Source organism: Stygiolobus sp. CP859M, from assembly GCF_037389975.1.
Lineage (GTDB): Archaea > Thermoproteota > Thermoprotei_A > Sulfolobales > Sulfolobaceae > Stygiolobus.
Genome location: NZ_JBBHKS010000019.1, coordinates 86,945 through 108,736, shown reverse-complemented (window position 1 = coordinate 108,736; position 21,792 = coordinate 86,945). Strand labels below are relative to the sequence as shown.

Genomic DNA, 21,792 nt, shown 5'->3' with positions numbered 1-21,792 from the left:
TAACTAGATAGACTTGAACAGAAGATCAACAATTTACATTAATGCTTTCAATTCCATTGAGGATTAACATAGCATGTAACATAGTCCTGACCCTTCCACGGGCATTTATCTTTCAATTCCATTGAGGATTAACTCTTCACAATGCCCAGGCTTTTCATGCTGAAGGTGATAACTTTCAATTCCATTGAGGATTAACTTTAGAAATTTTGATTATTAGTGTGTGTGACATGTTCTCCTTTCAATTCCATTGAGGATTAACCTAATTCTACTGTGTCTCCCATACCCCAGGCTACCTCCGCTCTTTCAATTCCATTGAGGATTAACTAGTTCAAGTTACTCCCGATGCCACGCTTAATTATGTGACCTTTCAATTCCATTGAGGATTAACTTGGTGAGGTAAGGAGGGTAAACTAGTTAGGTTAGCGCTAGTTCTTTCAATTCCATTGAGGATTAACTGCGAACATTACCAATGGGAAAGTGTGGGTCTGGTATGCTCTTTCAATTCCATGGAGGATTAACGGTAAGAAAGTATTATTGCACTGCAGATGGAAAAATATTGCTTTCAATTCCATTGAGGATTAACATATTAATCGTAATTGGAATAATCATCATGAGGTGATAAAAAACTTTCAATTCCATTGAGGATTAACTTAAGGACACTCTGGGCTTTACATATGAAAGCTATAACTTTCAATTCCATTGAGGATTAACCAGACAATAAAATAGAAGTTAAATTTGTAGATAATAATGGACTTTCAATTCCATTGAGGATTAACAGAATTTTTGCCAGCTCCGCCCCCCATAGGCATTCCTTCTTTCAATTCCATTGAGGATTAACTCCGTAGGCATCATTTATAAATTGTGAGGCTATATTTGATCTTTCAATTCCATTGAGGATTAACTTGTCAAGAAATTGAGATTTTTACAAGTACAAAGATAAAACTTTCAATTCCATTGAGGATTAACCTTCACGTTTGTCGTCACGGAGTACTTGTTGATTATGTGATCTTTCAATTCCATTTACGATTAACATCCCTACTTTTTTAGTAAAAAGACCTAACTCTCACGATACTTTCAATTCCATTTAGGATTAACGGAGAGGATATACGAAGGGGACTCCATACACCTCGTATGCGCTTTCAATTCCATTTAGGATTAACTGGGGACCCTGAGGACCCTCCTGCCTGGATAGGAACATTAACTACTTTCAATTCCATTTAGGATTAACCTATATCAGGTCTAGACGTCAAGCTCTGGTCTTGTTTGGCCTTTCAATTCCATTTAGGATTAACTTGCCGAGGTTAAAGAGATATATTCTGAAGGGATGGGTCGCTTTCAATTCCATTTAGGATTAACTTGGAAGTATCCAGGTAAAGTAACGTAACTTCCGAAATATACTTTCAATTCCATTTAGGATTAACGAGTATTCCTCTGGCTGAGGGGAATACTCCATGGGGGGCGGCTTTCAATTCCATTTAGGATTAACTTCGAGTATGACCCCGTAACGAAGTATTTGGCGATAGCACTTTCAATTCCATTTAGGATTAACTGCAGGCGGTGAAAGATACTACTCACCTTTTGGCGTGGCATCTTTCAATTCCATTTAGGATTAACAATTAAGGATGAGGATAAAGATGCTTAAGGACACCTTTACACTTTCAATTCCATTTAGGATTAACAGAATATGATGCGGAAGCATATACATTAGATGTTCTTATCTTTCAATTCCATTTAGGATTAACAAGTCGGGGGGCCGAAATGGCTACCCAGCTGGAAGTCAACTTTCAATTCCATTTAGGATTAACACACTCATGGATACTTCAGCTAGATTTTCAGAGTGTCAACTTTCAATTCCATTTAGGATTAACAAGCTGAGGGGAACCGGAGATGCGTATAATATATGGATACTTTCAATTCCATTTAGGATTAACTAGATTTCACCTACCAAAGTGGTGACAACGTAACATATCCTTTCAATTCCATTTAGGATTAACGAGTACTTCCGTTGAGGAGTTCCTTACGACTTTTCGGCCTTTCAATTCCATTTAGGATTAACGAGGAGGGGATAAACGTTGGTTATATATACGCCGGAATAACGTTCTTTCAATTCCATTTAGGATTAACATCGTTTCGGAAGACGCGAAAACAGAACCGTTAAAAAGGTCTTTCAATTCCATTTAGGATTAACTTCCTGGATAAGGCTAGCTTTTGACGTTAACAGGAAAAACTTTCAATTCCATTTAGGATTAACGGAGTTGCAACAGGTTCTACAAGAGCATCATGTAGTTGAACTTTCAATTCCATTTAGGATTAACACACGAAATCATTAAAACACTAGCACAAACGTTTGGTGATGAAACTTTCAATTCCATTTAGGATTAACCAATGGGAAGGATAATGCTATACTTCGTCATCGGTATGACTTTCAATTCCATTTAGGATTAACTGAAGGTTTTTATACTATTTCATAACTTATCTCTACTCTTCTCTTATATAAGTTTTATTGTCCTTAATGTTTTTGTCATTACTGAATTTTGCTTACTCCCGTGTCATTTTAGGATTTTGATGAATAGAATTGCGTTTGACGTTACCTAGAAAGAGAATTTATTTGTTCACTGATTAATTGAAAGAAACTCCCAACAAAAATTGGGAATAAAAAGGGGGATATAACTATTTAACTAACTAACACTATGGAACTACAATATAGAAATTTCATCGGGAGAGAAGATTAACCTGGGCCAGTTTTACAGACGTATCGGCGTTTAGGTTGTCGATTCAAATACTGTTCTAAAGAGACATGAGGTTAGTAAGCTAAAAATAAGTCTTAATTAGCGACTCCTCAGTACGGTTCATTGTATGCATTTTAATGTTGGTGTGATCGTTCTCCAGAGAACGAGTTAAATAGACCTGCGTTGACTATCCTTTACAGACGTATCAATACGATTATTTGATTAAATATGCTGAAAGGAGGGTAGGGAGCAAACTTGTAGGTATATCTATGTGAAATTAAGAAAAAAAGAGTATGGTCTCTAGGTAATCTCTAAAGCGTTTTTTAACCAAAAGTGGAAGTAGTGATGTTGTACAACCTTCTTCAACTGACTTTTTTTACTTTGTTTTTTTTTTTTAGAGTGGAAGTAATGATGTTGTACAACTCGTTAACCCATTTCAAAACTCTTTCTTCTCATCATAACTTAGGTAACCCATGGGTGAACTCGTGTAACTTATCTACAACTACCCTATCCTTCAATAACCGGTAATCAACAGACTATCCGTAAAGTCACTTTATCGTAAGAGATTAACGACAGTTTCAGGAAAATTACATTTGATAGGCAAGGTTCAGACAATAACGGTAATGGTAGGAATAAGTGCATAATGAGTATATAGATAGACTGTAACGCTTCTACGTAACTACTCGTTATTTTTAATCTAAATATCGTTTTGACAAGTTGTGTTTATATACAGTATTACCGAAGTAGTAGTTTTTATTTACAATCCCCCTAACTGATGACGGGCACTGCTCACGAGGTTTGGGGAGTGATAAAAGTGTGGATGGGAGGGCAGTGATGTTCCCCTCGACCAGCCCCAATGGGTGAATGTGTGTGTGATCCCTTAAGAGGGGTGCCCGTGGTGGAATTAGAAGGAATTGAGAGTAAGGAAAAGTTACGCCACGAGTAAACACATCTAATCACCCAACCTACCTTTATTTGTACCAGTATCACAGTATGAAATTACTACTAGTGTTGATAACTTACCCCCAGAAGGATGTGAAACCTTTCACGCTGTTAAATCGTGTACTTTTTACGTTTTTTCTCTATGTTGGAAATAACTGAAATACAACGATATAAGGTTTTGAGTATTAAAAAGTGAATTCATTGTGAGTCAAAATTAACAGCATTCTTCTCTGATATCACGAAACGTAAGGTATTAGTTTTTGCTATGTATTTCTTTCCGTTAACGGTGATCATTACTTGTACGCCTTTCGGTGGTCCCTTTATTAAGAAGTGTACTGGGGGTGTTGTGGAAGTTTGCATAGGTTTATACTTAGAGCGGAGTACTTGCGTGGTTAATGAGGTAGTGAAATAAAATGGTGAGGCTATAAGTATTGCGTTTACCCACTAGCTGTGGTTAATTTTGTACCTAGTATGTAAGATACACTATTAATAATTATTATCACAAGGACGAGAAATAAGGTAATATTTCCCCTCCGGCTAACATGTTTCTCAAAATGACCCCAGCTGCTGTTTCAGTGATCGCCAAAAAGATGAAACCCAAGAGGATCGTTAAAGGGGACTGGTCAGCTATTATCGCTAATTGGTTCACTAGGAACGCGGGTATTAAGCCCGATAGTAAGTTCAAGCCGAGGGAATTGCCTCGCTAATTGTAAGAGAGTAGGAAGAGTATTAGAGAATGATGTATATTACAGATAATACAACATCATTCTGTAAAAGAAAAAAGAAGTCGAGAGGAAAAGCGGAAATAAGGAGAACGCATATTTAAGTGACGTTTTCCTTAGTTTATTTTTATCAGTTTTTCAGTAAGGATTACGGAAACAAGACTAGATGTGAATTGTGCTGATAAGAATAGGACTTATGTTACTCTTATCCGTGGCAAACATAATCCCTCGCACCAATAAGTGATATAAAGCTATTCATTTTCATGCATCTCTAGCCCTTCACTTTTCCCACAAAATTTGGAGAGGGATATTCATCTTATCTCATTTACCACGTATTCGCTCTCCAACCTAAACCCGTCTTTTGTGAAACCTAAAGCTTTATTCTGCTACGTCAATAAAGAAGACTGTTGAGTCAACGCAGACGTATTCTATTTACGAGTAGCCTTTTTTAGGAACAATTATTAATTAATAATTATGAGTAAGAGGATAACTACCATTTCCGTTTCCGAAGAGGTCAAAGAGAAGTTGGAAAGGGAGAAGGGAGACCTAAGTTGGGACGAATTTTTGCTCTTATTAGTTAATGAATACAAGAAAAAGAGGGCGGAGAGGGGTTTAACGAGGTTAAGGGAGATACTGAGCGAGGATGATATTAAAAGAATAGAGGAGAGCCATGAGGAAATGCACGAGGAGTTTAAGTTATGACGTTAATAGACACTTCAGTTTTAATAGATTTCCTAAGGGGAAGAATTGCTAATCCGGGGGATTCCATTTCAGTTATTTCCTTAATGGAAGTGTTAAGAGTTTTAGATAAGGAGAAGAGGTCTGAAGCCCTTAAGGAGTTGGAGGAGATTTACAATATTTACCCGATCGACGAGAGGGTAGCGGTAGAATATGCTGAGTTGTATTATGAGCTGAAGGGCAAAGGTAAGTTGATAGCTGATTTAGATTTGATAATAGCATCAACAGCTAAGGCTTATAACGAGAAGCTAGTGACGAAGGACAAGGACTTCTTGGCAGTGAAGGACTACGTAGACGTCAAGCTAATTCATTAAGTTCAGCGTGGATATTAATAACTTAACATTCCCAGTCTGAGGGAGAGTTTATAAAGTGCCTTCTTTCACCTAGCTACTACTGATAGTGAACGTCTAAACCAAGTAATTGCTTAAACTTTTGACGAATAATGGAAATCGATAAAATTGCGTGTGGACCTCTAAGCGGTAATTTTTCAGTAGTATATTTAGGTTGATTGTAGTAGCTTGAGAAATCTTTATTAAAATCTACATTAAAACTACAACTAGGGTTGAACCATGACTAAGATCTGCCCACGATGTGGTTATCCCAATCCGGACGATGCATTGTTTTGCCAAAGGTGTGGCTACCAATTTACACCTTATCCTCCTAAAAAGTCGTCAAGCAAAATTATAGTAGGTGCTGTAGGCGGTATTATAGCTGTAGTAGTTGCAGTACTAGCAGTTTTCCTCGTTATGTACCACAGTGGTGGAGTTGCTATAACCGGTGGAGTTGCTATAACCCCGCAAGGGGGGACCTTATGTTATAATCCTTTCAACAATGAACTAATAGCTAATATCACCCTGAACTCTACGGGAAAGATAACTATAACTTCCGCCAGTATTCGTGGTACTTCAATATCCAGTACTAACATAACTCCTAATACTTTACTCCCAGGCGAAAATAGTGTAGTCATCACATTTAATTCCGTGACGCAACAGGAGTTGGGTAATATGCAGAGCTATAATATTATACTTACGTTAAGTAATGGCGAACAAATAAGCGTTGTAGCTAACATGGAGGAATATTACGGCTTGCCGACAGTGAACCAAGTAGGGACTGGAACTATGTGCACTTTACCTAATGGTACAGTAAAAGCGGTATTTACTTTGCATTCTAACGCAAATGTTCAAATTGTTAGTGGTGCAATTGTGGGTACTGAATTACAGGCTTATAGCAGCGAGATACCTCTTACACCGGGGATAAATACTGTGACAATATACTTCCCGAACACTTCTGGTAACACGTTCCAGCCAGGCTCTGTATATCAATTGAGTCTCGGTCTTAGTGACGGAACTACTATTCAAGTTGCCGTCAAATACGTCGGCCAGTGCTAGCTCTCTTTTCCTATTCTCAGTATGTTACATTAAAGTCAGAACCTTTTAAGTCAATGATGAGGGCCTGGTTATGCCAATTATTTTTTATCATCCTCTCCTTCACCTCACTTGTACATTTCATGGTTTATACGATTAATTTCATGATAACACTCCCTTACCATTATTATTATGAATACTGTAAAGTCACGGTATTCAACGGGCAGTATATTGGATTTAATATAACCTCTAACGTCCCTCTTACAGTTAATGAACTAGAACTGGTAAAAAATTGGTTTATTGCTAGTTTCGAAATAGAGAGGAAGAGCTTACTCGTTAAGGGGAGCATTCAACCTTCTAGTATAGAGGCAAAGGTTAAGCTAAAAGAGAAACCCTAAATTAAGAGTTCTTGTATTCAAGCTAACTTCGACGTCGACTCTTTTTGCTTCTCCTCTCTTGAAAAGCTTAAGCCTAAAATAATCCCCTCTTCTAGGGCCTGGCTGATTTACGTTTTTTATAAGTTCCTAGTATTTCAGTACGAGGGTGCACCGGGTATACCTAAGGCTTTCGGAATAGCTACTGATTTTATCAACGGGATGATTTCGCCTCAAGGATTTTCTGACGTAATTAACGGACATAAGATATGGGTTAATAATGAGGAGAGCACGGTATACGTTGATACGCTCCCGCTCCATAACGCCCCTTCAAACATCTTAAGCTTATAGGTATTATATTACCACGGCTACCGAGGGGGATTTCTTGATAATTGAAGATCCAGAAGCACCTCTGAGTGAAAAAGAGGTTAGTGAAGTAGTTTGTTGGATTAAGATTTGTAAGGCAAAAATGCTTATCTCTACAAACGACAGTAGATTCGGTAGCTTAGTAAACTCCTAAAGCCATTAAAGTTAAGTATTCATCTAAATCCAATTCCCTCATGGTTTTCCACGTGATAATTGTAAAACAACTTTTTAAGCCTCTGCCAAGGTACTATAAAGACAGTTGTCTATACCACGGTTCAAAAGCCCCAACCTCAGGGGTTTCCTCCTCATTATTCCCGCCGTTTATTCGAGACTTTAACGCTTCTACGTAACTACCCGTTATTTTTAATCTAAATATCGTTTTGACAAGTCGTGTTTATACAGTATTACAATGTGCTTTTACTGATGATTCCCCCCTAACTGATGACGAGCACTGCCCACGAGAGTGGGAGTGATAAAAGTGTGGATTGGAGGGTAGTGGTGTTTTCCTCGACCAGCCCCGATGGGTGACTGTGTATGAGTCCTTGAGAGGGGGTCCGGGGTGGAATTAGAAGTAATTAAAAGTAAGGAAAAGTTACGCCACGGGTAAACACTTGGTCTCTGTAGTGTTCCACGGGTTCTATTGGTTTAGCCCTGCGTTAAAGATGAACTTCGGGTGCGCTAAGGATAATTTTCACAAATTAAAACAATTTATGAGCAGGGCTCATAAGGGGCCTCAAACGGTAGGTTGTCTAATAATTGTAGTTACGTGGTGTGTAGACGACTTTTATTGAACCCATAAATTGTCACGGGCGTAATAAAGTTAAAAGGTATCACTAATGAACGAAGTTGAAGTATCAGACTGAACGAGACTGACGTGATCATAGCATGGCTAATGCTGGACTAATTAGCGAAGTTGAAGATCGCGTAAAGACAAGTTACGTGGCCAAAAAGATTTTATTGTGAAGTTACTTTGTTTACGCAATGTTAAATGTAATAGTAAGCGGGAGTCATAGAAAGTCTTACAATTTTCCATTCAGATACTTCTTCAGAATAATAATAAACCCTGAAAAGTTGTATAAAAGACAAGGCACTCATATTGAAATTTTGTTAGATACCAGTGACTCAATGTGGCGCCCCGACATATTACCGGAATACGCTAACTACGGGACTAATTGTAGAGTTGTTGACGGTGTAGAGGTGTGTGAATTTCCGGAATGGGTTCCTAAATATCCCTCTAGGATTCAACAAGCATTAGAGGCGTTGAAGGAAATTTTAGCGTATATCCCGGCAGATAACTTTGTCAGTATATACACGTTTTCTGACGAGGTCATACCTATAGTCACAATGTCCCCTCCGACGTATGCATATTCTCAGCTAAGTAATGTCCAGAAAGGGTCACAAGAGACGCGATTGTACACGGCTCTAAACCTAGTTAAAGACGCGGACGAAATCATCGTAATAACTGACGGGTCCCCCACAGATCCCCCCTCACGAGTGAAGGAGTTCAGCGGTAAAGTGATATTTGTAGGAGTTGGAAAGTATTATAATGAAAGCGTTCTCAAGGCTTTGGCAGACCAGACTAACGGTCTTTTATATCACGTGGACAACCTAGACGAGTTATTTAAAATATTTACTGAATCCGTCAAAGAATACATTGGTGCACAAAAGGTTAAAGTTTTTCTTACCTCGGAATTCCCGGTCAATTTAATCAATTATAGCGGTAACCCGATCAATTTAGGCACTTTGGAAGGTCCGGTTAGGATCTACGGGTACATAGACCTTCCTCCTAACTTTAGCGGAAAATTACTAGAAGTCAGAGTGAAATACAATGTGTTAGAGGAAGAAGAACAAGAAATAAAGAAGGAACTGTATATTACAACTGCAAGTAGTAAGGAGGATTTCGTGCAAAGTATAGACCAAGACATAGTCGCCGAGGGGATGTGGTATTACAACCTAAGAAGTTTGAACGAGCACAATTTAAACCAGACTATTAACGTGCTGAAGAACATAGCAGAGAGCACTAAGAGGTTAGACCTTTTAGAATACACTAGGAAATTGGCCGATAGTAAGGGTGATACTAAAAGGCTGAACAGCGAAGTTACGAAAAGGTTGAGGAAATGAATTTTCCTTATGGGCTAGCAATGATAGTCCTCATAAGCTCTACTACGACTACTCACCGAATTAAAACAGGAATCAGTAAAGGCGGGACAAACCTCTCCTTGATTATAAGCGGAAGAAACCGTTTTGTGTCACCTCATACTACCCTCACCCGTTTGTCCCCACACTTTCATTTCAATCATTTTATGTTCATTCATGATCGAGTGTAGGGACTTAGCCCTCAACCATAGGCGGGTCAAGGGACTCCTTCGAGCCCAGCGGCACGGGACTCACATCTCTGCAATCACTCCCACCCTTTTGCCCACATCGGTGTGAGAGATCATCATTTATCAACGGAAATTCGTCATAAACAGACAAAAAGATTTCTATCAACGTAAAAAAGTAGTCAGCCCCTACGTGATTAAACGGCTTAAATACTGCACCACTTCCTTAGTAGTAACCCTCTTTGAGGGGTCTGGCGACAACATCCCCTTTAACAGTGGCTTCACCACGTCCGGTACGTTGGGATCCCACGTAGCTAACTTAGCTTTAGACGACTCGACCTTCAATTTCACGCAGTTCATATCGCCTTTAACATAACAGTTGAAGGCATCTTCCATATCGTTTAAGTCCGGCCTGTCCTCCCGTCTAGTGAGCAAAACGTACATCGTCATACCCAGCGAAAACACGTCAATTGAGGGCTTTGCTACTCCAAGGTATACCTCGGGAGGTGAATAGAGGGGAGTAACTTGGTTTATTTTACCGTTCACCTTCACGGCACTCCCTAAATCACCTAGTTTAAACTTTACGTTATCCAACTCGTAAGGCTGTTTAGGCCTCTCGGTCAGGAAGATGTTCTGGGGCTTTACGTCCATGTGCACGTAACCTTGGGAGTGAAGGAAATTCAAAGCCTCAGCCATGTCCTTAATAGCCCTATAAACAGTCTTCTCCCACTTGCTGGAATAAAAGAACGTGTCGTCATTTAACAGGTCGGACATCGAACCTCCCTTCATTAACTCCATGACTATCATGGGCGGTTGCATCTTATACAACTCCAAGTCCCCCCTAAGTATGTCCTCGAGCACTTGTTCGTCTACGTATACACCGTATATCTTCACGACATTCGGTTTCGAGGATATCGCCACTAAGTTAGACTACTCTTTAATCAGCTCTTTGAAGAACTGTTCGGCGTTACCATGATCCAGTTTCAGTACTTTTACGGCCACCTCCTTCCCGTTGTATTCTCCCCTTAAGACGTAACCGTTACCGCCCTCACCTATTACGTCCTTTATCTCGTATACGTAAAGTGTCCTACCGACCCATACTTTGGGGTCCCAACTCTGGAGGTTACCGGGCGAGAGTTTCCTCGACGGCGTGCGAAAACTCACCATGCGGTAGTCTATTATTATTACGTCACCGAACCTAGCGTACCCACTGTTTGGGTAAGGTTTGTAGACTTTATTGCCGACTATGACGTCGTCTGCCACCCAACTACCTTCGACAGTCGCCTCAAGCCTGGAACTGGTCTTGTAGGTCACTCCCCCTATTGTTATCGTCGCCTCATGTGAGGGCGGTAGATTGCGTATTATGAAAGTAACGTATTGGTAGCTCTGTTGGCTAGACTGTTGCGGGGTGGCCAGGATGTAATTTATGACTACTCCCTGCCCGGGCGAGGCGAAACCTTCCCTCACGTCCGGGGTGTAGATCTCGTTGTTGGGTGTGATTACGTCGTAAGCGACCCAGTGGTAGTCATTAACACCTAATTGCTGGACTCTCAAGTAATCTGAGTTCGTCGTGTAAGTCACCTTGTTAACGGTTATCGTCACATCTACCCCCGGCGGTAGCCCTTTAAATGTGAAGTGCACCGGGGGTGTCATATAAGTTTGTGTAAACTTTGAAGGGTCCTTGTATTGGAAGTGGAGGATTTGTGTGATTAACGAAGTGGTGAAGTAAAAAGGTGAAACCATTATTATCGCGTTTCCCCAAGTAGTAGGGGTAAACCCAGCACCTAAGACATAAGACGTGTTAACTATTACCCCTACAATAACCAGAAAGGTGCCGACCCCTCCCTCATTGTCATCACTCGTAAAGACGCCTCTCAAAGAGAAACCAGCTATTATTCCAAAGATTGCAAATAAGATGAACTCACCGAGGATAGCTTGAGGAGACTGGTTTATTAACACCGCCAACTGGTTTGCCATGAACGCCGGTATTAGACCGGGTAATAAGTTCAAGGCTAGAGGGACTGCCCAATGCCTCACGAATATGTAAGAGAGTAAGAAGGAAATGTAAAGAAAAACGTAAATCTCGGATACCGTGACCATTTTTATTTGGTAAAAGTAAAACGAAGTCACTAGGAAAAGCGGAGAGATTATGAACGGGTATTTAGGTATCATTTTCCTCAAGAGATTGTCGGCTCTATTTAATAAAAATAACGGGGGGATGACTAGATGTGTGTTGCTGACATTGAGGTGTTGTATGTCGAGATGCTGCTGCCCCCTTGTCATTTTACCTCACCTTAGGTAACGTCGCCATAGGGGGCTTTACATTTCCTTCAATCTCCCTAGTGAAGGAATATAATAATTCATTATTTTAAGAACTTCCCATTAAAATTCATTTATTTCTCTTTATTCAAAGATCCTCATTAATTCGTATTCATTATTTAATGAGGAAAGGAATTCTCTTATTTCTCTACGTTTCAAAAGTGATTTGTCTATGTTTATTTTTTCCTTTTCGATCTTTCTAGATAATTCTTCAAATTTTTCCCATATTCCTTTCTCTTTTAGAAATTTCTTATGAGATATTATTATTTTTAAGTTTCTTACGAAGGCTAATCTAATTAAATTATCCTCATACTCTGACTCAAGAACTTTTATCTTATTATTAACGTATTCCAGCTCCTTGGAATATTTGTCTTTGAGTATTCCTTCTGCTTTTCTTATTTCTTCCTCTAGGATTTTCTTTCTATCGTATTGGTATTTAAGCTCTCTCTCTATTTTATCATTATTGACTATTAATTCAACTTCGTTTTTCTCCAGTTCATCCTCTTTTAAAGAGTCTATAGATTTTCTCTTGTAATAATATCCCCATAATGTCGCAAATATTGAAAAGTATGCAAGTGCAGTTGCTGCTGTCGAAACTAGTGGTATATTAATTATTGAACTTACTATTGAGATTACACTACTAGGAATTCCCATTTTCTCATTTAAATCTCGAATAATGTCCTCCAATTTCTTCACTCCGAACCATATTCTTTATTCCATTCTTCATATTTTTTGATCATTTCTTTACTTACAGACGGTTTTGTTTCTTCTATGGCTTTATAGAGTTCTTCTTTAGTGATTTTACCTATCCTTAGTTTATATCCGGGTTTAGCGTTTTCTATATCCGGATTCATTCTCTTTATCATTGACATTATTGCTTTTCTGCATATATATGAAATTTCTCTTCCGCTATATCCTTCTGTTCTCCTTGCTAAATCATCATAATCGGCTTCTATTTCAAAGTTCTTTTTTCCTAATTCAATTTCAAATATTCCCTTTCTTGCCTCAAAATCTGGAAGAGGGACATATATCCTGTAATCAAACCTATTTAATATTGCCTCATCCAAGGCCCATGGCCTATTAGTACTGGCTATAACCATAACGAAATCTCTTGATTTTCTAAAACCATCCATTTCCGTTAAAATTTTTTGAATTAATCCTGTGCCTATATTCTCTTTTTCTTCTCTACTTAAAGAGATAGCATCGAATTCGTCAAAGAATATAATTGAAGGAGACATCTCTCTTGCTAATAGGAATATTGCATCTATGGTTTTTGGGGAATCACCTACATACCTTGAGAGGATCTTTGCAATATCTGCGTTAAAAAAAGTCGCATTAATAGAGTTTGAAGCTGCAGAGGCAAGCAATGTTTTCCCCGTTCCAGGCGGACCGAAAAGAAGAATAGATCTAGGAGGATCCAATTTTACTGGTTTTTCTGGTTTAGAAATTGCTATGCCTACAGCCTGTCTTAATAAAGACTTTATTTTTTCCAATCCGCTAATATCATCCCAGGTTAAATTAGTTTTTTCTATCATGCTTTTAGCTATTTGAATATAGTCGGGTTCGTCTCCATTAATTTTCTCTTTAGTTTTATTTATTCTACTTCTATATTCTTCTGCTTTCATTAGATAAAGTTCCTTAGTACTCTGCAATAATGCCTTGGAAGCGGCTTTTTCATAAAGATTAGCTATTTTTTCATAAACCTCATGTGCCTTATCTTTCTCTCCTTTTTTTTCATAATACTCTGCTTCAGTTTCAAGCTTTTTTATTTGATTCAATATTAAAAAATCAATTGACACTAAGATCCCCTATTGTGTTTCCTTTTCTTCATCGTACTTTTCCTTAGTAACTTCCTTTGTAGCCTCTTTAGGGCTTTTCTCACCCTTTTCTACTGCTTCCATGGCCTCAAGTATTTCTCTTTCGTCTGGCGAAATCTCCTCAGCCTCTTCCTCTGGACCTTGAGCATTATATAGTTGTCTTAACTTATTCAATATTTCATCGTCACTAATTTTTTTATCAACTAACCATTTCTCTAAGGTTTCGCTATCAACTTTATTTACCAGGTCTTCCCACACTTTCGAATTATATGTTTTCTGTGCCTTTTCCTTTAACCTTTGAACTTTGTACAGAACTCCTAATCTTAAATTAATTTCCCTTAGGTCCTTATCTATGTCTGCTATTCTATCTTTCAAATTCTTTATTTTCGTAGCATTTAGTCTTTTAGTAGCCTCACTTTTCCCTATGGAATCTTGGAAAAGTTTTTCTGCTTCCTTTTCTAGTTCTTGTCTCTGTGTTTCAAGCTTCCTTTCCTGTAATTCCAAATAACCTATTTCCTCCTTTATTTCTTTAATGTCAACGTTCTTTAAAACGTCCTTAACTCCTTTGTTCTTAATTAACTTGTCAAATAATCCCATATTTATCTAGTATTTATTCATATGACTATTATATATATTTTTCTCCATACTGGAGAAAGATATTTTTTTCCATATAACCTACCGATAACAAACTCCTTTATGGGAAAATTAAAATAATCTCAGAAGAAGAATTATATGATGTATTTAATTGAAGTGAAGTACAGAAACGATAATGAAAGAAAAAGATTAGATTACCTAGTAAGTAAATGGCGTAATAAGATAAGTAAACCAGAGGGATATTTACTTCAAGTTGATGATGATATGTATTCTGATGTAATTTCCGAGATAGTTAATAAGTTTCCAATAGATATAATCTCCATCTATAAAATGTCAAAAATAGACTTAAATGAGGAAAAATATAGCGAAAGCAGAACGTTTAAGTTACAAAAAGAACTAAAGGAAGTTAAATCTTTCATGTCATATTTAATATCAAAAAAGAAGGGTGTCTTCCTAGGAAATTCTGGAGAAATGGAGATATATGATATTTATACTAGAAAAGGAATAGTACGATTGTATATGAACATTAAAGGAGATTCTTCGACCTCGGTATTCATATCTTTAACAGGAAGCCAAGAAGCAGTAAGAAAACTTCTCGAAGAATTAACAGAAGAGATAAAAATATTTGGTGATGTGAAATGAATTGCCAAGATATATTTGATTATGTTATGAGTTATGCTAGAAAGGATTTAATTAGTTTAAAAAACGAGCCCCTTGAATCTAGAATTCAAATTTACAACGAGATAAAAAAGAACAGATCATATTATGAAAACAATTGTACTAAAGGCCTTTCGTTTAACGAGAAGAACTTGATGTTAGGATTTTTTGACTTAGCCTTAATTAGAGTAGCTTCAAGTTTGAAAGATTGTAATGACTCTATAGCAGCTCTCATATCCAAAGACTTTACAGACGATGAGTATACAGCTTTTTTAAAATTAGATAAATTTCTCCTTTTAGATTACATAAAAGATACTGAAATAGCTACAGCCTTATTTAACAAAACAGGGAAGATTTATGATGTTATAAAGAAATGGTACGATGAGGAAATGTACGAGTACGAAAAACTTCTAGAACCAGGAGAATATAAAATTAGACAAACATTAGGAGTAGCTTTAAGGCATGAATATATCAATAGGTTCGAAAAAATAAAGTCCGGTATAATAGCTTACTTTTCTAAAGACCCAGGGGCTCCTAGACAGTTATTTAATGAATATGAATATGTTATAAGAAAACAATACGAGGCAGAAATTGAAAGGAGAAAAATTGAGGAAAATATGAGGAAAATAGCAGAAGAGAAAATAGACGAACTTGAAAAGGAAATAGAGAAGTTAAGAGAAGAAAAGGAAAAAATAGATAAATATCTAGATAATTATGGAGTAAAAGGTGTAACCTTAGAAGATAAAATAAAAAAAATGATAACCTTTTTACAAGGACAAGTTAAGGAACTTATTGAGCAGAAAAAAATTCTTGAATCACAAAAGGCTGAACTTGAAAATTATGTAATTAAATTAAAAAATGAGAGTAAAACTGTTATAGAATCAGAAATAAAAAGATATGAGGATACTATAAGACAATTAACCGAGAAAATCCAAAACTATCAGAATGCGGTTTCTAAGCTTCAGATCGAAAATTTGGAACTTCAAGAAAAAATAAACGAATATAAAAATATTTCAGAATCAAGTATTGCTATAAGTAATACCGAAGCTAGAATAATGGAAGTCAATTTTATTGGGAGGTTTGAAATGAAAATGAACACAGTTCCTAGAAAGTTTTTCGACCCTATAAGAAAAGGGGAAATAAACGTAGATAAAACTAGTGACTATATAATAGAAAGAAGCGACGAAATAAATTCGTTAAATGTTAATCCAAAAGAACTACATTTATATCCGCATAATACTGAAGTTACATATATAATAAGGAAACGGAGATTGTTAAAAGAGGATTTGATTGTAATAATTAAAGCTAAATTCCTTTCTCATATTGAAAATTACGTAAAGAAACTAGCCGACGATAAGACAATTTCATTAGCAGACATTTTAGAATATCTAGATAAATCAATTGATGCTGCTAGGCAAGGAAAGGTATTACATGTTATAGGAATAGCTTCACCAACAGGTTTCGATAAAAAAGTAAAGGAATATATATCCTCTGACGATTTTAAGAAGAACTTTACGGACTATTATTTATCAGTATGTTTAATAGATCTATTATCTGGCGAATTAATCTATAATAAGCTAGATAACAGAATAAATAGTTATATCGATATTTTTGAACAAGAGCTGGAAACTGAAAAAATATTTAAAGCTAAAGATATAACTAAAAGAGAACTCATGAAATCAGGCCATGTTACATTATCATCAGTAGTACAAGAATATAATTTACCAGAATTAATAGCTAAAAAAGCATTTTATGAGCTACAAAAAGAGAATATAGGAAAAATCTATGATGTAAACGGAGAAATAGTTTTAAAGAGAGACTAAATAGATCATCTCATTGGTAATATAGTGGGGTATTTATCAGTAGTAGATTAAAATATAGGGGTATGTAAGAATTCCCTAATCTACCAAAAAATCTCTAGCATATTAGTTATATATATAAAAAAGAATAAACTATTTCAATATATATTTTTTGATAAACCAATTTGATTTCTTAAAAGCTCTATCCTCTTTAAAATATCTTCTTTTGTGCCTATATTATATTTAATTTTTTTCTCTAAACTGCTTATAACATCCTTTGTATCTACAGTGTTGATTTTCTTTATCCAAAATAGCGCTTTCTCATAATCATCCGATTGTTGAACAACATGATATGCTAACTCTACAAAGGCATACGCAGTATTTTTAGTTGTAAGTCTAGTATATTGCATATTAGATAAAATGGATATAAGTTCTTCCGTAGAATATCTGTCTTCTTTCTTGGGAGATAAACACTTCAAAAATATTTTGTCATAATCCTTTAGGTCTGGATTAATGCTAGACGGTAGAGAGATTTGCATCTTAAGTTTTTTACCATATACTTCTGTTATACTACCTTGGAAAACCGGCCTAGCAGTAAGAATCTCATAAAACACTTCACATACTTGATATACGTCCGTTTTTTCGTCAATTGGACCTAAGTGTGTATCTATTTGTTCTGGAGCCGCATAAATAAAGGTAAATGCTTCGTTGTTTTTAGATGTGGTTATATCTGAAAATTTTGCTGTTCCCCAATCACTAATCTTTGCTCTACCGTTAGCGTCTAAAAGTATGTTAGACGGTTTTATGTCCCCATGAATTATTCCCTTTTCATGAGCATATTTTAATCCAGAAAGAACATCTAAAATTATCCTTGTAGCTGTATCCTTATCAAAAGTCTTTCCATGAAGTGTCCCGTTCATTAGTTCCATTACCATGTAAGGTCTAGGATTTACATCAAAATCTAAGAGTTTTACTATATTTGGATGGTTTAAGTGTAGCCATATTGCCAACTCTTTGACGAAATCCTTATCAGGAACTTTAGGAACTTTTATGGCTACAAGCAATGAATCTTTTTCCCTCCTTGCTTTGTAAACTATAGCGGAACCGCCTTCACCTATAGTTTCCAAGATCTCGTAGTTGGGGATTTGCATTACGCCTTGGTTTTTTATTACTGATTGTTGTTCTACTATAGGTAATTTTTCATTTTGCTTAGATTTTCTTTCAATATCACCCTTATCTACCAGTATTGCTTCGTTACCTTGCATCCTAGGTTCTCTAGGTACTTTAGAGTAGCTATTTCTCATGGCACTCTCAAGTAAACTACGAATTGCACTACCTACAGCATAATGTAAGGGAATATGCCCCTCATTGTCGGCAATCCGCGGATCAGCACCACGCTCAAGTAAAACCCTAACAACGTCAACATGACCACGATATGCTGCTTCATGCAATGGCGTCCTACCGTTATTATCTTTAGCGTTTGGGTCAGCACCACGCTCAAGCAAAACCCTAACTACGTCAACATGACCACGATATGCTGCTATATGCAATGGCGTGTGACCGTTATTATTTTTAGCGTTTGGGTCAGCACCACGCTCAAGCAGCAGTTTAACAATCTCAACATGACCTTCTTGTGCTGCTTCATGCAATGGCGTCCAGCCGTTATCAATTTTAGCGTTTGGGTTTGCACCACGCTCAAGCAGCAGTTTAACAATCTCAACATGACCACGATATGCTGCTTCATGCAATGGCGTCCAGCCGTTATCAATTTTAGTGTTTGGGTTTGCACCACGCTCAAGCAGCAGTTTAACAATCTCAACATGACCACGATATGCTGCTTCATGCAATGGCGTCCAGCCGTTATCAATTTTAGTGTTTGGGTTTGCCCCCTTTTCGAGTGCTGTTTGTACTTCAATCAAGTCACCATTCTCAGCCGCCTCGAGGAGTTCATTATCCCAGTTTCCTGCCTTCTTCAGAAACCAGTCCCGGTTTCCTACCATCTTCTGCACCCCACCAGATAATTTTTCATTTTCGTCTGATTTTCTTTCAATATCACCCTTATCTACCAGTATTGCTTCGTTACCTTGCATCCTAGGTTCTCTAGGTACTTTAGAGTAGCTATTTCTCAAGGCACTCTCAAGTAAACTACGAATTGCACTATCTTCAGCATAATCTAAGGGAATATGCCCCCCATTGTCGGCAATCCGCGGATCAGCACCACGCTCAAGCAGTAGTTTAACAATCTCAGCATAACCTTCTTTTGCTGCTATATGCAACGGCGTTTGATCGTCATCATTTTTAGCGTTTGGGTTTGCACCACGCTCAAGCAGTAGTTTAACAATCTCAGCATAACCTTCTTTTGCTGCTATATGCAACGGCGTTTGACTGTGAAAAAGAAACCCAGTAGCTTTAGCGTTTGGGTTTGCACCACGCTCAAGCAGCAGTTTAACAATCTCAACATGACCCTTTTGCGCTGCGTCATACAATGGCGTCCAGCCGCCATTATTTTTTGCGTTTGGGTTTGCACCACGCTCAAGCAGCAGTTTAACAATCTCAGCATAACCTTCTTCTGCTGCTATATGCAACGGCGTTTGATCGTCATCATTTTTAGCGTTTGGGTATGCCCCACGCTCAAGCAAAACCCTAACTACGTCAACATGACCTTCTTTTACTGCTATATGCAATGGCGTCCAGCCGTCTTTATTTTCAGTGTTTGGGTCAGCACCATGCTCAAGCAGCAGTTTGACAATCTCAGCATAACCTTCTTTTGCTGCTATATGCAACGGCGTTTGACCGTCTTTATTTTTAGCGTTTGGGTTTGCCCCCTTTTCGAGTGCTGTTTGTACTTCAATCAAGTCACCATCCTTAGCCCCCTCGAGGAGTAAATTGTCCCAGGTTCCTGCCTTCTTCAGAAACCAGTCCCGGTTTCCTACCATCTTCTGCACCCCACCAGATAATTTTTCATTTTCGTCTGATTTTCTTTCAATATCACCCTTATCTACCAGTATTGCTTCGTTACCTTGCATCCTAGGTTCTCTAGGTACTTTAGAGTAGCTATTTCTCAAGGCACTCTCAAGTAAACTACGAATTGCACTACCTACAGCATAATGTAAGGGAATATGTCCCTCATTGTCGGCAATCCGCGGATCAGCACCATGCTCAAGCAATATCTTAACAACGTCAACATGACCTTCTTTTACTGCTATATGCAATGGCGTCCAGCCGTCATTAATTTTAGCGTTTGGATCAGCACCATGCTCAAGCAATATCTTAACAATCTCAACACGACCTTTATATGATGCTATATGCAATGGCGTACTTCCGTCATTAATTTTAGCGTTTGGGTTTGCACCACGCTCAAGCAGCAGTTTGGCAATCTCAACATTACCTTCTTGTGCCGCATAATGTAGTGGCGTCCAGCCGTCATTAATTTTAGCGTTTGGGTATGCCCCACGCTTAAGCATCAGTTTGACAATCTCAACACGACCACGATATGCTGCTATCAATGGCGTCCAGCTGTCATTATTTTTAGCGTTTGGGTCAGCACCACGCTCAAGCAAAACCCTAACAATCTCAACACGACCCTTTTTTGCTGCTATATGCAATGGCGTACTACCTTCATTATCTTTAGCGTTTGGGTCAGCACCACGCTCAAGCAGCAGTTTGGCAATCTCAACACGACCCATTTCTGCTGCATAATGTAGTGGCGTCCTACCGTTATCAATTTTAGCGTTTGGGTCAGCACCACGCTCAAGCAAGATCTTAACAATCTCAACATGACCTTCTTGTGCTGCATAATGTAGTGGCGTATAGCCGTAACTACCTTTAGTGTTTGGGTTTGCCCCCTTTTCGAGTGCTGTTTGTACTTCAATCAAGTTACCCTTCCTAGCCGCATCTAAGAGTCTATGGTTCCAGAATACTGCCATCTTTTGCACCCCACCTTGTGGTATCGATTGGCTTTCACCCGGCATTTAGGTTATTCACGGTAGCTACATTTATGGGTACTAATTCTCTATCACTTTCCCGTTTAAAAAGTGCCACTGTTTCCGCACTGCCTACAAGACCTCTCAACTCGTCAACCAATTGCTCCGTCCGCGTAGGGTTAACATTTTGTAAAGTCACTTGATTCCCGGTCTTCCTATTTATCAAAGTCGACTTCACCCGACCCAAACCTCTCACCCATCACTCATTATTAATAAAATATTCATCAGTTTATAAAAATTTTATTCTACATACTAGACGTTTTATTCTTCTTATTCGGTACTTTAAAAACGACGTTACTCTCGTAAATTTTAGGAAAGCTCACTGATGTAAGAAAATGAGTCGGTATGGTTGGATTTACCGCATCATGCTTAAAGTTTCCTCTTAGACAAGACTAAGTAAGGATATCTCACTTGAAATTCGTCACAACGAAAGAAGTGATCTATCAACCAAATGCCCCTATTTTCTCCATTTCACTGTGAATTATGCTTAACTATCTCCTTTTATACGAAGACCATGCCATCCAATGTTACTATAATATCAACATAACAAGGCATAATCGAAGCCTCTGAAGTCCTTAATACAGCGAGAGATTTGAAGGGACCCTCACATTCTGAGAGAAGTTTAAACTAGGAAGACAAGACGTTGCTAGTCTTGGACTTTTTAGGAGTCATGTTGATTTCATTAAAATATTATCTTTCCCAATGCTTAAAGCTAACGCATGGATTAAAGAAAATCTAATTTACAGCAGTTATGGGATTTCTCGTTAAGGTGTAACCTTGAAGTCAAGGCAAAATCTAATAACTGCTGCTTTTTATTTATTTGTTAGTACCCAATCAAGGTCATTAATTACTGCTTCATGGAATTGAAAGCACTCTAATATAATAAAATATTTAAAAATCACTCTAACGTTGTTAATCCTCAAGGGAATTGAAAGTTCGTTATTTTTATATTTGATTGTTTTTGTTAATCCTCAATGGAATTGAAAGAAATCTCTTAATGCATTTCTTAATGTATCTCCAAACGCTTCATTAATCCTCAATGGAATTGAAAGTCTTAGCCAGGTAAT

At 37.7% G+C, this 21,792-nt stretch carries 17 protein-coding genes, 1 pseudogene and 1 CRISPR repeat array (1 of these 19 running past the window's edge); of the genes and pseudogenes, 9 read left to right on the top strand and 9 right to left on the bottom strand.

All coding sequences use genetic code 11. The features are described 5' to 3' along the window. Nucleotides 1–2,446: a CRISPR direct-repeat array (repeat unit 24 nt; unit sequence CTTTCAATTCCATTGAGGATTAAC) (it extends 2,227 nt beyond the left edge of the window). Nucleotides 2,447–3,491: 1,045 nt separating this feature from the next. Continuing rightward, a pseudogene (locus WIW72_RS09150) lies at nucleotides 3,492–3,675 on the top strand (hypothetical protein). A 194-nt stretch (nucleotides 3,676–3,869) separates the two neighbouring features. On the opposite strand, the gene WIW72_RS09145 reads toward WIW72_RS09150, so the two are convergent. Both WIW72_RS09145 and WIW72_RS09140 read right to left on the bottom strand, forming a co-directional pair. Continuing rightward, nucleotides 3,870–4,031: a hypothetical protein gene (locus WIW72_RS09145; protein WP_337721407.1), complete on the bottom strand. Its 162-nt coding sequence runs from the start codon at nucleotides 4,029–4,031 to the stop codon at nucleotides 3,870–3,872. Between the two features lie 139 nt (nucleotides 4,032–4,170). Continuing rightward, complete coding sequence (locus tag WIW72_RS09140) at nucleotides 4,171–4,356, bottom strand: hypothetical protein (protein WP_337721406.1); 186 nt, start codon at nucleotides 4,354–4,356, stop codon at nucleotides 4,171–4,173. A 511-nt stretch (nucleotides 4,357–4,867) separates the two neighbouring features. Here WIW72_RS09140 and WIW72_RS09135 point away from each other — a divergent pair. The 6 genes from WIW72_RS09135 to WIW72_RS09110 all read left to right on the top strand — a co-directional run bounded on the left by WIW72_RS09135 (nucleotide 4,868) and on the right by WIW72_RS09110 (nucleotide 9,356). Then, entirely contained in the window at nucleotides 4,868–5,095 is a 228-nt protein-coding gene (locus WIW72_RS09135) for an antitoxin VapB family protein (RefSeq protein WP_337721405.1), read from the top strand. After that, nucleotides 5,092–5,445 (top strand): type II toxin-antitoxin system VapC family toxin, encoded by a 354-nt coding sequence (locus tag WIW72_RS09130; protein ID WP_337721404.1) that lies wholly within the window; start codon nucleotides 5,092–5,094, stop codon nucleotides 5,443–5,445. The genes WIW72_RS09135 and WIW72_RS09130 overlap by 4 nt, the downstream gene beginning before the upstream one ends. A gap of 255 nt (nucleotides 5,446–5,700) precedes the next feature. Next, a complete protein-coding gene (locus tag WIW72_RS09125; RefSeq protein ID WP_337721403.1) occupies nucleotides 5,701–6,519 on the top strand; it encodes a DUF973 family protein in 819 nt (272 codons plus the stop codon). A 140-nt stretch (nucleotides 6,520–6,659) separates the two neighbouring features. Beyond that, nucleotides 6,660–6,893 carry a hypothetical protein gene (locus WIW72_RS09120; RefSeq protein ID WP_337702581.1) on the top strand — a complete coding sequence of 78 codons (234 nt, stop codon included), beginning with the start codon at nucleotides 6,660–6,662 and terminating at the stop codon, nucleotides 6,891–6,893. A 361-nt stretch (nucleotides 6,894–7,254) separates the two neighbouring features. Continuing rightward, complete coding sequence (locus tag WIW72_RS09115) at nucleotides 7,255–7,389, top strand: hypothetical protein (RefSeq protein WP_337702582.1); 135 nt, start codon at nucleotides 7,255–7,257, stop codon at nucleotides 7,387–7,389. A gap of 827 nt (nucleotides 7,390–8,216) precedes the next feature. Beyond that, the gene (locus WIW72_RS09110; protein WP_337721402.1) at nucleotides 8,217–9,356 is read left to right on the top strand and encodes a vWA domain-containing protein; all 1,140 of its coding nucleotides are present in this window, start codon (nucleotides 8,217–8,219) and stop codon (nucleotides 9,354–9,356) included. Nucleotides 9,357–9,745: 389 nt separating this feature from the next. Here the strand turns inward: WIW72_RS09110 and WIW72_RS09105 are convergent, their stop codons facing one another. The 5 genes from WIW72_RS09105 to WIW72_RS09085 form a co-directional block, all read right to left on the bottom strand. Then, nucleotides 9,746–10,477 carry a protein kinase domain-containing protein gene (locus tag WIW72_RS09105; protein ID WP_337721401.1) on the bottom strand — a complete coding sequence of 244 codons (732 nt, stop codon included), beginning with the start codon at nucleotides 10,475–10,477 and terminating at the stop codon, nucleotides 9,746–9,748. Nucleotides 10,478–10,486: 9 nt separating this feature from the next. Beyond that, nucleotides 10,487–11,839, bottom strand: a complete 1,353-nt coding sequence (locus tag WIW72_RS09100; protein ID WP_337721400.1) for a hypothetical protein — start codon at nucleotides 11,837–11,839, stop codon at nucleotides 10,487–10,489. A gap of 120 nt (nucleotides 11,840–11,959) precedes the next feature. Beyond that, the gene (locus WIW72_RS09095) at nucleotides 11,960–12,562 is read right to left on the bottom strand and encodes a hypothetical protein (protein ID WP_337721399.1); all 603 of its coding nucleotides are present in this window, start codon (nucleotides 12,560–12,562) and stop codon (nucleotides 11,960–11,962) included. A gap of 5 nt (nucleotides 12,563–12,567) precedes the next feature. Continuing rightward, the gene (locus tag WIW72_RS09090; protein ID WP_337702594.1) at nucleotides 12,568–13,674 is read right to left on the bottom strand and encodes an ATP-binding protein; all 1,107 of its coding nucleotides are present in this window, start codon (nucleotides 13,672–13,674) and stop codon (nucleotides 12,568–12,570) included. Between the two features lie 9 nt (nucleotides 13,675–13,683). Continuing rightward, on the bottom strand, nucleotides 13,684–14,289 hold the full coding sequence (locus WIW72_RS09085) for a hypothetical protein (RefSeq protein WP_337702595.1): 606 nt from the start codon (nucleotides 14,287–14,289) through the stop codon (nucleotides 13,684–13,686). A 138-nt stretch (nucleotides 14,290–14,427) separates the two neighbouring features. Between WIW72_RS09085 and WIW72_RS09080 the strand changes: the two genes are divergently transcribed. Further along, on the top strand, nucleotides 14,428–14,928 hold the full coding sequence (locus WIW72_RS09080; RefSeq protein WP_337702597.1) for a hypothetical protein: 501 nt from the start codon (nucleotides 14,428–14,430) through the stop codon (nucleotides 14,926–14,928). Then, nucleotides 14,925–16,766: a hypothetical protein gene (locus WIW72_RS09075; protein ID WP_337721398.1), complete on the top strand. Its 1,842-nt coding sequence runs from the start codon at nucleotides 14,925–14,927 to the stop codon at nucleotides 16,764–16,766. The genes WIW72_RS09080 and WIW72_RS09075 overlap by 4 nt, the downstream gene beginning before the upstream one ends. A gap of 134 nt (nucleotides 16,767–16,900) precedes the next feature. On the opposite strand, the gene WIW72_RS09070 is transcribed toward WIW72_RS09075, so the two are convergent. Continuing rightward, on the bottom strand, nucleotides 16,901–20,668 hold the full coding sequence (locus WIW72_RS09070; protein WP_337721397.1) for an ankyrin repeat domain-containing protein: 3,768 nt from the start codon (nucleotides 20,666–20,668) through the stop codon (nucleotides 16,901–16,903). A 34-nt stretch (nucleotides 20,669–20,702) separates the two neighbouring features. After that, complete coding sequence (locus tag WIW72_RS09065; protein ID WP_337702603.1) at nucleotides 20,703–20,891, bottom strand: hypothetical protein; 189 nt, start codon at nucleotides 20,889–20,891, stop codon at nucleotides 20,703–20,705. Nucleotides 20,892–21,792: the final 901 nt, after the last annotated feature.